Annotated in this window: 12 protein-coding genes; 10 read left to right on the top strand and 2 right to left on the bottom strand. The window is 72.5% G+C overall.

The window, feature by feature from the left end:
- Positions 1 to 215: 215 nt before the first annotated feature.
- Positions 216 to 1,631 carry an isochorismate synthase gene (locus B1H55_RS06815; RefSeq protein ID WP_077240185.1) on the bottom strand — a complete coding sequence of 472 codons (1,416 nt, stop codon included), beginning with the start codon at positions 1,629 to 1,631 and terminating at the stop codon, positions 216 to 218.
- Positions 1,628 to 2,326 (bottom strand): demethylmenaquinone methyltransferase, encoded by a 699-nt coding sequence (locus B1H55_RS06810; RefSeq protein WP_096519505.1) that lies wholly within the window; start codon positions 2,324 to 2,326, stop codon positions 1,628 to 1,630. The genes B1H55_RS06815 and B1H55_RS06810 overlap by 4 nt, the downstream gene beginning before the upstream one ends.
- Before the next feature lie 349 nt (positions 2,327 to 2,675).
- Between B1H55_RS06810 and B1H55_RS06805 the strand changes: the two genes are divergently transcribed.
- From B1H55_RS06805 to nuoI, 10 genes are all read left to right on the top strand, one after another.
- Positions 2,676 to 4,007: a geranylgeranyl reductase family protein gene (locus tag B1H55_RS06805; protein ID WP_073450983.1), complete on the top strand. Its 1,332-nt coding sequence runs from the start codon at positions 2,676 to 2,678 to the stop codon at positions 4,005 to 4,007.
- On the top strand, positions 4,004 to 4,363 hold the full coding sequence (gene ndhC / locus B1H55_RS06800; RefSeq protein WP_073450984.1) for an NADH-quinone oxidoreductase subunit A: 360 nt from the start codon (positions 4,004 to 4,006) through the stop codon (positions 4,361 to 4,363). The genes B1H55_RS06805 and ndhC overlap by 4 nt, the downstream gene beginning before the upstream one ends.
- Positions 4,364 to 4,393: 30 nt before the next feature.
- On the top strand, positions 4,394 to 5,014 hold the full coding sequence (locus tag B1H55_RS06795) for an NADH-quinone oxidoreductase subunit B (protein ID WP_077240186.1): 621 nt from the start codon (positions 4,394 to 4,396) through the stop codon (positions 5,012 to 5,014).
- Positions 5,011 to 5,787 carry an NADH-quinone oxidoreductase subunit C gene (locus tag B1H55_RS06790; RefSeq protein WP_073450985.1) on the top strand — a complete coding sequence of 259 codons (777 nt, stop codon included), beginning with the start codon at positions 5,011 to 5,013 and terminating at the stop codon, positions 5,785 to 5,787. Before B1H55_RS06795 ends, B1H55_RS06790 begins: the two co-directional genes overlap by 4 nt.
- The gene (locus B1H55_RS06785; protein WP_073450986.1) at positions 5,787 to 7,175 is read left to right on the top strand and encodes an NADH-quinone oxidoreductase subunit D; all 1,389 of its coding nucleotides are present in this window, start codon (positions 5,787 to 5,789) and stop codon (positions 7,173 to 7,175) included. Before B1H55_RS06790 ends, B1H55_RS06785 begins: the two co-directional genes overlap by 1 nt.
- On the top strand, positions 7,175 to 7,930 hold the full coding sequence (nuoE, locus tag B1H55_RS06780; protein ID WP_073450987.1) for an NADH-quinone oxidoreductase subunit NuoE: 756 nt from the start codon (positions 7,175 to 7,177) through the stop codon (positions 7,928 to 7,930). Before B1H55_RS06785 ends, nuoE begins: the two co-directional genes overlap by 1 nt.
- Entirely contained in the window at positions 7,927 to 9,285 is a 1,359-nt protein-coding gene (gene nuoF / locus B1H55_RS06775; RefSeq protein ID WP_077240187.1) for an NADH-quinone oxidoreductase subunit NuoF, read from the top strand. The genes nuoE and nuoF overlap by 4 nt, the downstream gene beginning before the upstream one ends.
- Positions 9,286 to 9,288: 3 nt before the next feature.
- Positions 9,289 to 12,048, top strand: a complete 2,760-nt coding sequence (locus B1H55_RS06770) for an NADH-quinone oxidoreductase subunit G (RefSeq protein WP_077240188.1) — start codon at positions 9,289 to 9,291, stop codon at positions 12,046 to 12,048.
- Positions 12,045 to 13,463 carry an NADH-quinone oxidoreductase subunit NuoH gene (gene nuoH / locus B1H55_RS06765; protein WP_073450990.1) on the top strand — a complete coding sequence of 473 codons (1,419 nt, stop codon included), beginning with the start codon at positions 12,045 to 12,047 and terminating at the stop codon, positions 13,461 to 13,463. The genes B1H55_RS06770 and nuoH overlap by 4 nt, the downstream gene beginning before the upstream one ends.
- The coding region (gene nuoI / locus B1H55_RS06760; protein ID WP_080461654.1) for an NADH-quinone oxidoreductase subunit NuoI at positions 13,456 to 14,125 on the top strand (670 nt) is incomplete at its 3' end. The genes nuoH and nuoI, both read left to right, overlap by 8 nt.

Raw genomic sequence — 14,125 nt, 5'->3', positions numbered from 1 at the left:
CTACATCACCACCACCCAAACCACCCCACCCCTAACCATCCAACGCCTCATCCCCTACCTCACCGACGACGCCCAAGAACACCACAACCACTAACCCACCACCAACCGGCCTCGACGACGCTATCGACCGGTCTCGACGACGTTATCGACCGGTCTCGCGTGCTGGGCGGGGGTCTTGGCGGGCCTGCTGATCAGGTGCTCAGGTGCGCAGGTGATCAGAGGGCGCCGAGGGCGCCGAGCATGGGGTGCATCTTCGCGCGGGTCTCGGCGAGCTCGTCGTCGGGATCGGAGTCCGGCATGATCCCGCCGCCCCCGAAGACCCTCACCTGCCCGCCGGGCGCGAGGACGGCACCGCTGCGCAGCGCGATGCACCACTCGCCCTCGCCGTGCCAGTCCACCCAGCCCACCGGCCCCGCGTAGCGACCGCGGTCCATGCCCTCGACCTCCTCGATGATCCGCTCCGCCGCGCCGCGCGGGGTGCCGCAGACCGCCGCAGTGGGGTGCAGGGCCCCTACGAGGGACAGGGCCCCCGTGTCCCCCGCCACCACGCCGGTGATATCGCTGGCCAGGTGCAGGACGTTGGGCAGCTTCAGGAGGAATCGCTCAGGGGCCTGGACCACCGAGCACAGCGGGGTGAGGGCCTCGATCGCCGAGGCCCGCGCCAGGGCGTGCTCCCGGTTGTTCTTCTCCGAGCCCTCCAGCCAGGCCGCCAGCTCGGCCGTGCGCCCGGGGGTGTCGCCCGGATGGCGCCGGGCCGTCCCGGCCAGCACTCGGCTGACCAGTCTGCGTCCGGCCAGGCGCAGCAGCATCTCCGGCGAGGCGCCGAGCATTCCGTCGACGGCGAAGGTCCAGCACGACGGGTAGGCCCGTCCCAGGCGCCCCAGGATCGTCCCCGCGGGCAGGGCCTCGCCGGGGGTGACGAGCACATCCCTGGCCAGAACGACCTTCTGGGCCTCCCCGGCGCGCATGCGCTCGCAGGTGGAGGCCACGGCCTCGCGCCAGCCCGCCTCATCCAGGGCTCCGGCTTCCACGAGGGCCCGCCCGCGGTCGTCGCCGACTGCGGGAGCCGGGGACGCCGTCTCCAACAGCCCCGCGAGGATCGCGGCATGATCGGGGTGGTCCGCGGTCCCCCCGCTCTGCGCGTCCGAGCCCCCGTCGGCGGCGCCCCCCGGGGTGCCGCCGACGGGGGCTCGGAGCGCCGTCGTCATCCAGGCCCCGCTCTCATCGGCCCCCACGATCACCTCGGGCACGAGCAGCACCGAGCGGGCCGCCGAGCGGTCTGAGAACGCGATCGTGCCCATCGCCACCGGCCCCGTGCCCGGCCGCACGAGCGGATCGCGCCACCAGGAGGCGTAGACCGTCGCCCTCCAGGCGCGGCGGAGCTCCTCGATCCGCCCCGCCCCGTGCGCGCCCAGGACCAGTACCCGGCCGAGCCCCACGAGCCCGCGCCCCTCATGGACCCAGGAGACGACGTCGTCGCGGCCGGTGAGCAGGTCGAGCAGTGACGCGCCATCGAGGGCGCCGGCCGGCAGTGCGGTGGTCAGGAATGACAGGCGCGGGGGATGGACGGCCGCCTCGGCGGCGGCGAGGGTCAGGGGCTCGGGGTCCCGGGCCGGCTCGGTGCCGCTCATGGCCGCGGGCTGGTGGCGCGGTGGACGGCGACGATGCCGCCCGACAGATTCTTGTAGCCCACGCCGCGCCACCCGGCCCGCTGCATGAGGGCGGCCAGGGCGCGCTGGTCGGGCCAGGCGAGGATCGACTCGCCCAGGTAGTCGTAGGCCTCGGTGTTGGAGGAGACCAGGCGGGCCAGGGCCGGCAGGGCCGTGCCCAGGTAGTAGCGGTAGGCGCGGCGGAGCGCGGGGCGCTCGGGAGTGGAGAACTCGGCGATGACGATCCTGCCGCCCGGCCGGGTCACGCGCGCCATCTCGCGCAGGGCCGTGGATGTGTCCTGCACGTTGCGCAGCCCGTAGGAGATCGTGACGACGTCGAAGGAGTCGTCGGCGAAGGGCAGGTCCATCGCATCGCCCTCCACGAACTCGATGCCGGGGTGGCGCCGCCTCCCCTCGGCGACCATCCCGGGGGAGAAGTCGCAGGCGACGACGTCGGCCCCGTCGGCCGCGTACTCCACCGCGGAGGTGCCGGTGCCGGCGGCGAGATCGAGGACCCGCATCCCCGGGCGGGCCGCGACGGCGGCACGGGCGACCCGGCGCCACATGCGCACCTGCCACAGGCTCATGACGTCGTTGGTGAGGTCGTAGCGGTGCGCGACCGCGTCGAACATGCCCGCGACCTCGCGGGGGTCCTTGGAGAGGGAGGCTCGGCTCATGGCTCCTATCATCCCAGGAGATCGGTGCCATTCCCGCAGCGCCGACCTCTCCGGCGGGCGCGACGATGGGGGACCCTGGTCCCAGGGGACGCTTTATTTGGATACGGCCGCCAGGCGTAATTCACTTGTCTGATAACTTGTCGCCGATCACAGGGAGGCGCCTGAATCGTTGCGATTCCGCTGGTGGGGTGGTCGGGATGATCGAGGGCCGAGACCGCGCCGTCATCTCGCTAGAGTCGGCCTTGGCCCGTCATGCCGGATGGGCCGCATGCCCCGCTGCCCGCGCGCCGAGAGCGCCGCGGACTCCCCGTCAGGGCCATGGCACGAGATCCCCGAAGGAGACTGGCCGATGACGATCGCCCCCACGAGCCACAGCGCCCCGGCGGCGCAGCGGCCCGCGCGCGGGAGCGACCTGACCGCGGACGCCGTCGTCGTGGGCGCCGGCCCCGCCGGCTCATCGGCCGCCTACCACCTGGCCACCCTCGGCCTGGACGTGCTCCTCGTGGAGAAGGGGGAGCTCGGCCGGGACAAGGTCTGCGGCGACGGCCTCACCCCCTCCGCCGTGCGCGAGCTCGCCTCCATGGCCGTGGACACCGCCGGTTGGCAGCGGAACGTCGGCCTGCGCGTCATCGGCGGCGGGCACCGCCTCACCTTCCCCTGGCCCGAGCAGGCCTCCTTCCCCTCCTACGGGATGGCCCGCCCCCGTGCACAGCTCGACGCGGACCTCGCCGCCCACGCCCAGCGCGCCGGCGCCCGCCTCCTGACCGGCGTCACCGCCACCGGCCCGGTCCTGACCCCCTCGGGGCGCGTCGTCGGAGTCGAGGCCAGGCCCACCGCCCGCGTCGAGGCCCCCGGCATCGAGGCCCCTGCGCGCCTGTCCGCCCCGCTCGTCATCGACGCCGGCGGTGTCTCGGCGCGCCTGGCCACGGCCGTGGGCCGCGCCAAGAATGAGCGCAGGCCCCTGGGCGTGGCCGTGCGCGCCTACTTCCGCTCCCCGCGCGGCGGCGACGAGTGGATGGAGTCCCAGCTCGAGCTGTGGGACGGCAAGCCCGGCGAGTCCGACCTCCTGCCCGGCTACGGCTGGATCTGGCCCGTGGGCGACGGTGTCGTCAACGTCGGGCTCGGCTCGGTCTCCTCCCGGGCCGCCACCACCCGCATCGACTACCGCGGCGCCTTCGCCCGCTGGATCGCGAACTGCCCGGCCGAGTGGGGCTTCACGCCGGACAACCGGATCGGGCGCCTCGCCTCCGCCGCCCTGCCCATGGCCTTCAACCGCAAGCCGCACTACGCCGACGGGCTCATGCTCCTGGGCGACGCCGGCGGCATGGTCTCCCCCTTCAACGGCGAGGGCATCGCCCAGGCGCTCATGTCCGGGCGCCTCGCCGCGCAGGCGGCCGCGCAGGCCGCCGTGCGCTCCACCCGGGCCGGCCGCGAGCAGGCGCTCGCCCAGTACCCGGCCGCCCTGAGTGCGGAGATGGGCGGCTACTACACGCTCGGGCGCCTCTTCGTCGCGCTCATCGAGCACCCCGAGGTCATGCGGATCTGCACTCGCTACGGGCTTCCCCGCAAGCGCCTCATGAGGCTCGTCACCAAGCTCCTGTCCGACGGGTGGGAGCGCCGCGGCGGCGACGCCGTCGACCATTTCATCCAGCTCCTGACAAGGATGGTGCCAGCAGCATGAATCCGTATGTCTCACTGCTCATCATGGCCGGGGTGGCGCTCGTCGTCGCGCTGGGTGGACTGGCGCTGTCGGCGATCATCAGCCCGAACCGGACCAACAGGGTCAAGGTCGCCAACTACGAGTGCGGGATCGACCCCACCCCCGTCAACACCGAGACCGGGCGCTTCCCCGTCTCCTTCTACCTCGTGGGCATGACCTTCATCATCTTCGACGTCGAGGTCGTCTTCCTCTACCCCTGGGCCACCGCCTTCGCCCGGCTCGGGTTCTTCGGGCTGTCCGCCGCGCTCATCTTCATCGCCCTCATCACGGTGCCCTACATCCTGGAATGGCGCCGCGGCGGTCTGGACTGGGACTGAGCGGGACAAGACGGAAGAGAGGCAGCAGCGATGAACATGGACGCCTACCGCGCCAAGATGAAGTCCATCCCCTCCAAACGGGATGACCTGACGGCCCAGGCCATCGAGTCGGTCGAGGGGCCCGGCTTCCTGCTCACCAGCGTCGAGAAGCTCGCCGACCTGGGGCAGGCCCGCTCCCTATGGCCCGTCACCATGGGACTGGCCTGCTGCGCCATCGAGATGATGGCCACCGGCACCCCCCGCTTCGACATGGCCCGCTTCGGCTGGGAGGTCTTCCGCGCCTCGCCCCGCCATGCCGACGTCATGATCGTCTCGGGCCGCCTCTCCCACAAGATGGCCCCCATCATCCGCAACGTCTACGACTCGATGCCCGAGCCCAAATGGGTCATCTCCATGGGCGCCTGCGCCTCCTCCGGCGGCATCTTCAACAACTACGCCATCGTCCAGGGCTGCGACCACGTGGTCCCGGTGGACATCTACCTGCCCGGCTGCCCGCCCCGCCCCGAGATGCTCATCAACGCCATGCTCGAGCTCACCCGCCAGATCGAGGCCAAGCCCATGCTCAAGCACCGCGAGGAGATCGCGCGCGCCGTCGAGGCCGCCGCCCTCGCCGCCACCCCCGTGTCCGAGATGAAGGGCCAGCTCGCATGAGTGACACCACCGCGCCGAAGGACGGCGCCCCCTCGGAGGAGCTCGCCTCCGCCCCCACCGGGCCGACGGTGCCCGAGATCGCGGGCACCCCGGTGCGCCCCGAGCTGCGCGTCGAGGTCGTCTCGCGCCACAGCGGGCAGTTCGGCGCCGCCGACTCCGGCGACACCACCGGCTACGGCCTCACCCAGTCGGCCGTCACCCTGGCGCCCGCCGCCGCCCGCCCCTACGGCGGCTGGTTCGACGGCGCCGTCGACGCCCTCATCGAGGACCTGCGCGCCTCCGGCGTCGACCCGGCCGCCGCCATCGAGAAGGTCGTCATCGAGCACGACGAGCTCACCCTGTTCATCGCCCGCGAGCACCTGCTCGACGTCGTCGCCCCCCTGAGGGACGACCAGGACCTGCGCTTCGAGCTGTGCCTGGGCGTCAGCGGCGTCCACTACCCCCTGATGGCCGGGCGCGAGCTCCACGCCTGCTTCCAATTCATGAGCCTGACCCACGGCGCGCGCATGATCCGCCTGGAGGTCACCTGCCCCGAGGCGGACCCCCACGTGCCCTCCATCGTCTCCCTCTACCCCGGGGACGACTGGCACGAGCGCGAGGCCTGGGACCTCATGGGCATCGTCTTCGACGGCCACCCGCACCTGACCCGCTCGGCCATGCCCGACGACTGGGTCGGCCACCCCCAGCGCAAGGACTACCCGCTCGGCGGCATCCCCGTCGAGTACAAGGGCGCCACCACACCGCCCGCAGACACCCGGAGGTCGTACCGCTGATGAGCGCCACCGCAGCCTTCACCGCCGCCGGCCCGGCCACCGACGACCTCGCCGACGGCGCCCCGCAGTACACCCTGTCCGGGGGCGACTGGGACGACGTCGTCGCCCGGATCGCCGCCCGCGACGAGGCCGACCGCCTCAAGCACGACCGGATCGTGGTCAACATGGGGCCCGTGCACCCCTCCACCCACGGCGTGCTCCGCCTCGTCCTGGAGATCGACGGCGAGACCGTCACCGAGGTCCGCGTGGGCACCGGCTACCTCCACACGGGCATCGAGAAGAACATGGAGTACCGCACCTGGGTGCAGGGCGAGACCTTCGTGACCCGTATGGACTACGTGGCCCCCTTCTTCCAGGAGGTCGGCTACGCCCTCGCCGTCGAGAGGCTGCTGGGCATCACCGATGACATCCCCGAGAAGGCCACCGTCACCCGGGTCCTCCTCATGGAGCTCAACCGGATCGCCTCCCACGTCGTGGCCGTGGGGACCGGTGGCAACGAGATGGGCGGCACGACGCTCATGACCATCGCCTTCCGCTGCCGCGAGAACGTCCTGCGCGTCTTCGAGATGGTTTCCGGCCTGCGCATGAACCACGCCTACGTGCGCCCCGGCGGGCTGGCTCAGGAGCTGCCCGAGGGCCTGACGGACTTCGTGCGCTCGGTCATGCCGGACATGAAGAGGGACATCCACGAGCTCGAGCTCCTCCTCATGGAGAACCCGATCCTGAAGTCCCGGTTCATCGGAGTCGGCGAGATCTCCCTGGCCGGCGCGATGGCCATGGGGCTGACCGGCCCCTGCCTGCGCGCCACCGGCTACCCCCTCGACCTGCGCAAGACCAACCCCTACTGCGGCTACGAGACCTACGACTTCGAGGTCCCCACCTACGACCGCTCCGACTGCTACAACCGCCTGCGCCTGCGCGTCGACGAGTGCTACCAGTCGCTCAAGATCGTCTCGCAGTGCCTGGAGCGCCTCGACGCCATCGCCGCGCGCGGCAATGACCCCTCGAACACCACCATGGTGGCCGACCCCACCATCGCCTGGCCCGCCCGCATGGCCATCGCCACCGACGGCCAGGGCCAGTCCTTCGAGCACGTCCGCGAGATCATGGGCAGTTCCATGGAGTCCCTCATCCACCACTTCAAACTGGTCACCCAGGGCTTCCGCGTCCCCGCGGGCCAGGTCTTCCAGCAGGTGGAGCACGCCAAGGGCTTCCTGGGCATCCACGCCGTCTCCGACGGCGGCACCCGCCCCTACAGGGTCCACTTCCGCGACCCCTCCTTCTCCAACCTGCAGTCCCTGGCCCTCATGGCCGAGGGCGGCATGATCGCCGACCTCGTGCCGACCCTGGCCTCGATCGACCCCGTCCTGGGAGGCGTGGACCGCTGATGAGCACGAACCCGACCACCGCGGCGCCCGCAGCCGACCAGGCCGCTGCCCCCGCCATTCCCGCGATCCCCGCGGCCCTCACCGCCGCCTGGGACGAGGCCACCGCCGCCCGGCTGCTCGCCGACATCGAGGCCATCAAGGGCCGCTACCCCGCCGAGCACCAGCGCAGCGCGCTCATCCCCATGCTCCACCTCATCCAGAGCATCGATGGTTACGTCTCGCCCGCGGGCATCGCCCTGTGCGCCGAGGAGCTCGGCCTCACCCGCTCCGAGGTGAGCGCCGTGGCCACCTTCTACAGTCAGTTCCGCCGCCACCCCGCCGGCGAGTATCACGTGGGTGTGTGCACCAACGCCCTGTGCGCCGTCATGGGCGGGGATGAGATCTGGGAGGCGGTGTCCGCGCGCACCGGGCTCGGCTCCGACGAGACCTCCGAGGACGGCCGCATCAGCCTGGAGCGCATCGAGTGCAACGCCGGCTGCGACTACGCCCCCATCGTCATGGTCAACTGGGAGTTCTTCGACAACCAGACGCCCGCCTCCGCCGTCGCCCTCATCGACGCGCTGGAGAGCGGCGAGGGCGCGCGGCCCACCCGCGGGCCGGACACCCTGCCGACCTTCCGCGCCAACGAGCGCGTCCTGGCCGGATTCGAGGACGGCCACGCCGACGAGGGCCCCTCGGCAGGCGAGCCCAGCCTCCTCGGCCGGCGCATCGCCGCGGCCAACGGCTGGACCAGCCCGAAGGAGGACATCAAGTGAGCACCAACGCCGCCGACGCCTCTCAGCCCGTCGGCCCCTCCTTCACCGCGCCGGGCACCCTCACCCCCGTCCTCACCGAGCACTGGGGCGAGGACCGCTCCTGGACCCTGGAGCACTACCGCTCCGTGGGCGGCTACGAGGGCCTGTCCCGCGCCAAGGCCATGAGCCCCGAGGAGCTCGTCGGCCTGGTCAAGGGATCCAACCTGCGCGGCCGCGGCGGCGCCGGATTCCCCACGGGCCTGAAGTGGTCCTTCCTGCCCCCCATGGACGGCAAGCCCCGCTACCTCGTCGTCAACGCCGACGAGTCCGAGCCCGGCACCTGCAAGGACATCCCCACCATCCTGGCCAACCCCCAGGCCCTCATCGAGGGCATCGCCATCACCTCGCGCGCCATCGGCGGGGACCTCGCCTTCGTCTACCTGCGCGGCGAGGTCGCCCACGTCTACCGGCGCCTGCTGGCCGCCGTGCGCGAGGCCACCGATGCCGGTCTGCTCGCCACCGGCTTCGGGCTCGACGGCACCCAGCCGCTGCGGATCGTCGCCCACGCCGGCGCCGGCGCCTACATCTGCGGAGAGGAGACGGCGCTGCTCGACTCCCTCGAGGGCCGCCGCGGCCACCCGCGCCTCAAGCCTCCCTTCCCCGCCGTCGCCGGCCTCTACGGGCGGCCCACGGTCATCAACAACGTGGAGACCATCGCCTCCGTGCCCGCGATCCTGGCCAAGGGCCCCGACTGGTACAACGCCATGGGCACCGAGCGCTCCAAGGGCCACGGCATCTTCTCCGTGTCCGGGCATGTGGTCAGCCCCGGCCAGTTCGAGGCCCCCTTCGGCATCACCATGCGCCGGCTCATCGAGCTCGCCGGTGGCATCCGCCCCGGTCACAATCTCAAGTTCTGGGTGCCCGGCGGCTCCTCCACCCCGATCTTCACCCCCGACGAGCTCGACGTTCCCCTCGACTACGAATCGGTCGCCGGCGCCGGCTCGATGCTGGGGACCCGCGCCCTCCAGGTCTTCGACGACACCGTCTCCGTGGTGCGCGTCGTCGCCCGGTGGACGGAGTTCTACCAGCACGAGTCCTGCGGCAAGTGCACCCCCTGCCGCGAGGGCACCTACTGGATGCGCCAGATCATGCTGCGCCTCGAGGCCGGCAAGGGCCTTCCCGGCGACGTCGAGAAGCTCGAGGACATCGCCGGCAACATCGCCGGGCGCTCCTTCTGCGCCCTCGGCGACGCCGCCGCCACCCCGGTCCTGTCCGGCATCAAGCGGTTCCGCAGCGAGTTCGAGGCCGGCTACACCACGCCCGCCCGCGAGCTCTTCCCCTACCGCGCCTCCTCCCTCCTCGAAAGCGCCAGGTGAGTCATGACTGAGATGGTCAACATCACGATCGACGGCGTCCCCGTCGAGGTCGCCAAGGGAACGCTGCTCATCCGCGCCGCGGAGCAGATCGGCGTGCGCATCCCGCGCTTCTGCGACCACCCCCTGCTCGGGCCCTCGGCCAACTGCCGCCAGTGCCTCGTCGAGGTCGCCATGCCGGACCGCGAGGGCAAGGTGCGGCCCATGCCCAAGCCCCAGCCCTCCTGCGCCATGACCGCCGCCGAGGGCATGGAGATCTCCACCCAGGCCACCAGCGCCGTGGCCGCCAAGGCCCAGGCCGGCACCATGGAGTTCCTCCTCATCAACCACCCCCTGGACTGCCCCATCTGCGACAAGGCCGGCGAGTGCCCCCTGCAGAACCAAGCCCTGGAGCTCATGGGCACCGGCGGCCAGTCCGTCACCCGCTTCACCGATGTCAAGCGCACCTTCCCCAAGCCCCTGCGTCTGACCAGCAACATCCTGCTCGACCGCGATCGCTGCATCCTGTGCCAGCGCTGCGTGCGCTTCGCCGACCAGATCGCCGGGGACCCCTTCATCGCCCTCCAGGGGCGCGGCGGCGGCCACCCCGCCACCGATGGGCACAGCGGGGGCCTCTACTCCGAGCAGATCGGCCGCTTCGACTCCACCGTCCTCGACTTCCTCGACCCGGACGCGCCCTCCGCCCCCGGCGCCCAGGCGATCCGCGGCGAGCACGGCCTCACCCCCGCCGAGGGCCTCGCGGGGCCCTCCGGCGACCCCGGCGCCGCCGACGGCCTGGCCCCCGGGCCGATCGACCCCGGCCGCGGGGACCTCGATGTCTCCGGGCGCCCCTTCGCCTCCTACTTCTCGGGCAACATCATCCAGATCTGCCCGGTGGGCGCCCTCACCTCCGCGCGCTACCGCTTCCGCGCCCGCCCCGTGGACCTCGTCTCCACCCCCTCGGTCACCGAGCACGACGCCTCCGGCTCCGCGATCCGCGTCGACATGCGCCGCGGCACCGTCCTGCGCCGCCTGGCCGGAGACGACCCCGAGGTCAACGAGGAGTGGATCACCGACAAGGACCGCTTCGCCTTCGCCTGGGCCACCGCCCCCGACCGCCTGACCTCGCCGCTCGTGCGCGACGAGACCGGTGAGCTGGTCCCCACCTCCTGGTCCGACGCCCTCGACGTCGCCGCCCGGGGACTGGCCCGCGCCACTGCCGACGGCGGGGTCGGGCTCCTGCCCGGCGCGCGCCTCACGCTGGAGGACGCCTGGGCCTGGTCCCGCTTCGCCCGCGCCGTGCTGGGCACCAACGACATCGACCAGCGCGTGCGCGACCACAGCGCCGAGGAGGACACCTTCCTCGCCGCCCGCGTGGCGGGCACGGGCCTGGGCGCTGTGACCTACAAGAGCCTCGAGACCGCCGGCCAGGTGCTCCTGGTCGGACTGGAGCCCGAGGACGAGTGCGGCTCGCTCTTCCTGCGCCTGCGCAAGGGCGCCCGCGCGGGCGGGGTGAGGGTCGCCTCCCTCACCAGCGTGCTCACCCCCGGCCAGGCCAAGATGAGTGCCGAGTCGATCCTCGTCGCCCCCGGCGAGGAGGCCCGCGCCGTCGCGCTCCTGCCCCAGACGCACCCGGCGCTCGTCGAGGCCCTCAAGACCGACGGCGCCACGATCCTCGTCGGTGAGCGCGCCGCCGCCGTCCCCGGCCTGCTCACCACCATCGACACCCTGGCCACCGCCACCGGCGCGCGTCTGGCCTGGGTGCCGCGCCGCGCCGGCGAGCGCGGCGGCATCGAGGCCGGCGCCCTGCCCTTCCTCCTGCCCGGCGGGCGGCCCGTCTCCGACGCCGCCGCCCGCGAGCAGGTCGCCACCGCCTGGGGCATCCCCACCAGCGGCGAGGGCGCGCGCCCCCTGCCCGAGGCGCCCGGCCGCGACACCACCGCCATCCTCACCGCCCTCACCGACGGCGCGCTCGGCGGGCTCGTCATCGGCGGCGTCGACCTGCGCGACTTCCCCGACCCGGGCCTGGCCCGCGCCGCCCTGGGGGCCTCCGCCTTCACGGTGCAGCTGGAGGTCCGCCGATCCGAGGCCTCCGAGCACGCCGACGTCGTCCTGCCCGTGGCGCCGCCCGTGGAGAAGAACGGCACCTTCGTCAACTGGGAGGGGCGCGTGCGGCCCTTCGGTCAGGCCCACGTCTCGCGCACCCGCACCGACCGCCAGGTCCTGGGCATGCTCGCCGCCGAGATGGGCGCGGACCTGGGCGTGGACAGCCTCGAGACCCTCCACGCCGAGCTCGCCGGCCTGGGCCTGTGGGCCGGGGCCCGCCCCGCCGTCGCCTTCAGCGGGGCCCCCGCCGAGGAGGCGGAGGGCGAGCCCGACGCGACGACGTCGGCCCCCTCCGGACTGTCCGCACTGCTGGCCACGCACAAGCCCATGCTCGACGCCGGGCGCCTCCAGGACGGCGAGGCCTTCCTCGCCGCCACCGCCCTGCGCCCCGTCGCCCGTCTCGGCGCCGACCTCGCCGCTCGGCTGGGCATCACCGGCGGGCAGGTCGTCGAGGTGTCCACCGACACGGGCGCCATCCACCTGCCCGCGGTCGTCGGCGGGGTCGCCGACGGCGTCGTCTGGCTCCCCGAGTGCTCCGCCGGTTCGACCGTGCGCCAGAGCCTCGGCGCGCGTCACGGCTCGCCCGTGCGCGTCTCCCTCCCCATCAGCGGTGCGGTCGACGCGCCCGATCCCGTCGGCCCCGCCCAGTCCAACCCGTCCACTGCGGAGGTGGTCCGATGAGCACCGCGTCACTCATCCTCGCCCCGGCGGCGCTGCCCGTCGTCGCGAGCGGGGACGCCAAGGCCGACTTCAGCGGGGAGACCTGGTGGCTCACGCTGCTCAAGGCCGTCTTCCTCCTGGCCTTCCTCATCCTGTCCGTCATCATGGTCCTGTGGGTCGAGCGCCGCGGCCTGGCCCGCATGCAGACCCGCCCCGGGCCCAACGTCAACGGCCCCTTCGGGCTGTTCCAGGCCATCGCCGACGCCACCAAGCTGATCCTCAAGGAGGACTTCTGGCTCGGCGGCGCCGAGAAGCTCCTCTACCTGGCGGCGCCGATCCTCACGGCCTTCACGGCCTTCATGGTCTACGCGGTCATCCCCTTCGGTCCCGAGGTCTCCATCCTCGGCCACCACACGCCCCTGCAGATGGCCGATTTCCCGGTGGCGATCCTCTACGTCCTGGCCGTCACCTCCTTCGGCGTCTACGGCATCATCCTGGGCGGCTGGTCCACTCACTCCACCTACCCGCTGCTGGGCGCCGTGCGCAGCGCCGCGCAGGTCATCTCCTACGAGCTGAGCATGAGCCTGTCGATCCTCACGGTCTTCCTGGCCTCGGCCACGATGTCCACCTCCGGGATCGTCGCCGCGCAGGACAGGATGTGGTGGGGCGTCGCCATGATCCCCAGCTTCCTCATCTACGTCGTCTCCATGGTCGGCGAGGTCAACCGCCTGCCCTTCGACCTGCCCGAGGCCGAGGGCGAGCTCGTCGCCGGCCACATGGTGGAGTACTCCTCGATGAAGTTCGCCTGGTACTTCCTGGGCGAGTACATCAACATGTTCAACGTCTCGGCCGTGTGCGTCACCCTGTTCCTGGGCGGCTGGCACTCCGGCTTCGGATGGCTGTGGCCCGGGTCGAACGAGGGCTGGTGGCCGATGCTCTGGTTCATCGCCAAGGTCTGGACCGTCATGTTCTTCATGATCTGGACCCGGGGCACCCTCGTGCGCATCCGCTACGACCACTTCATGAAGCTCGGCTGGAAGTTCCTCATCCCGGTCTCCCTGGGGTGGTTCGTCCTGGTGGCCGTTGTCCAGGGCTACCGCGCCTTCTCCGGCGGCTCCACCCGCGGCCTGCTCATGGTCCTGGCCGTCGTCTTCCTCGTGGCCATGCTCATCCTGCTCCTCCTGCCCGCCGGCGACGACGGCGCGGCCGACGGCGCCCGCGCGGGCCGGGGCACTGGCGACCTCGTGGCCCCCGGCGAGGAGTTCGACGCCTACGCGGGCGGCTACCCCGTCCCGCCGATGCCCGGCCAGAGCCTGCCGATCACGCCCAGGGCCCGCCGCGCCGCGGCGGCCGCCTCCCTCGCACCGGCGGGCGCCGCGGTCGGCCCCGCCGGCGCCCAGTCCGCCGCGACCTCCCAGGAGGGGACCGATGACTGACCAGACCCACGCCCCGCGCGCCTCCGAGCACGACCGCTGGCTGCGCGACGCCCCCGGCCCCCTGGCCCGGGCCTTCGCGCCCGTGGCCGGGTACGGGGTCACGATCTCCTCGATGTTCCGGCCCACGGTCACCGAGCAGTACCCCTTCGAGCCGGCCAACCTCATGCCGCGCTACCACGGCCGCCACCAGCTCAACCGCTATGACGACGGCCTGGAGAAGTGCATCGGCTGCGAGCTGTGCGCCTGGGCCTGCCCCGCCGACGCCATCTACGTCGAGGCCGCGGACAACACCCCCGGCGCGCAGTACTCGCCCGGCGAGCGCTACGGCCGCGTCTACCAGATCAACTACCTGCGCTGCATCTTCTGCGGCATGTGCATCGAGGCCTGCCCCACCCGGGCCCTGACCATGACCCACGAGATCGAGGAACTGGTCGGTCCCACCCGCACCGGCCTCATCTACGAGAAGAAGGACCTCCTGGCCCCCGTCCCGGGCGGCGCCCTGGACGCCCCGCACCCCATGGTCGAGGGCACCGAGGACGGCGACTACTACCGCGGCGCCGTCACCGGGCCGACGCGGGCGCAGGCCGACTGGGTGCGCGCCCACCGGCCCGAGGACCCGACCCTCGCCACCGCGAAGGTCGTGGAGGCCCCCGCCAGGCAGA

It is taken from the genome of Actinomyces denticolens, assembly GCF_002072185.1.
Taxonomy (GTDB): Bacteria; Actinomycetota; Actinomycetes; order Actinomycetales; family Actinomycetaceae; genus Actinomyces; species Actinomyces denticolens.
This window is presented reverse-complemented; position numbering and strand designations above follow the sequence as displayed.

Coding starts and splice junctions, on each gene's coding strand:
- B1H55_RS06770 (WP_077240188.1), top strand. CDS start 9,289: ATGACTGAGATGGTCAACATCACGATCGACGGCGTCCCCGTCGAGGTC.
- B1H55_RS06815 (WP_077240185.1), bottom strand. CDS start 1,631: ATGAGCGGCACCGAGCCGGCCCGGGACCCCGAGCCCCTGACCCTCGCC.
- ndhC (WP_073450984.1), top strand. CDS start 4,004: ATGAATCCGTATGTCTCACTGCTCATCATGGCCGGGGTGGCGCTCGTC.
- B1H55_RS06790 (WP_073450985.1), top strand. CDS start 5,011: ATGAGTGACACCACCGCGCCGAAGGACGGCGCCCCCTCGGAGGAGCTC.
- nuoE (WP_073450987.1), top strand. CDS start 7,175: ATGAGCACGAACCCGACCACCGCGGCGCCCGCAGCCGACCAGGCCGCT.
- B1H55_RS06795 (WP_077240186.1), top strand. CDS start 4,394: ATGAACATGGACGCCTACCGCGCCAAGATGAAGTCCATCCCCTCCAAA.
- nuoH (WP_073450990.1), top strand. CDS start 12,045: ATGAGCACCGCGTCACTCATCCTCGCCCCGGCGGCGCTGCCCGTCGTC.
- B1H55_RS06810 (WP_096519505.1), bottom strand. CDS start 2,326: ATGAGCCGAGCCTCCCTCTCCAAGGACCCCCGCGAGGTCGCGGGCATG.
- B1H55_RS06805 (WP_073450983.1), top strand. CDS start 2,676: ATGACGATCGCCCCCACGAGCCACAGCGCCCCGGCGGCGCAGCGGCCC.
- B1H55_RS06785 (WP_073450986.1), top strand. CDS start 5,787: ATGAGCGCCACCGCAGCCTTCACCGCCGCCGGCCCGGCCACCGACGAC.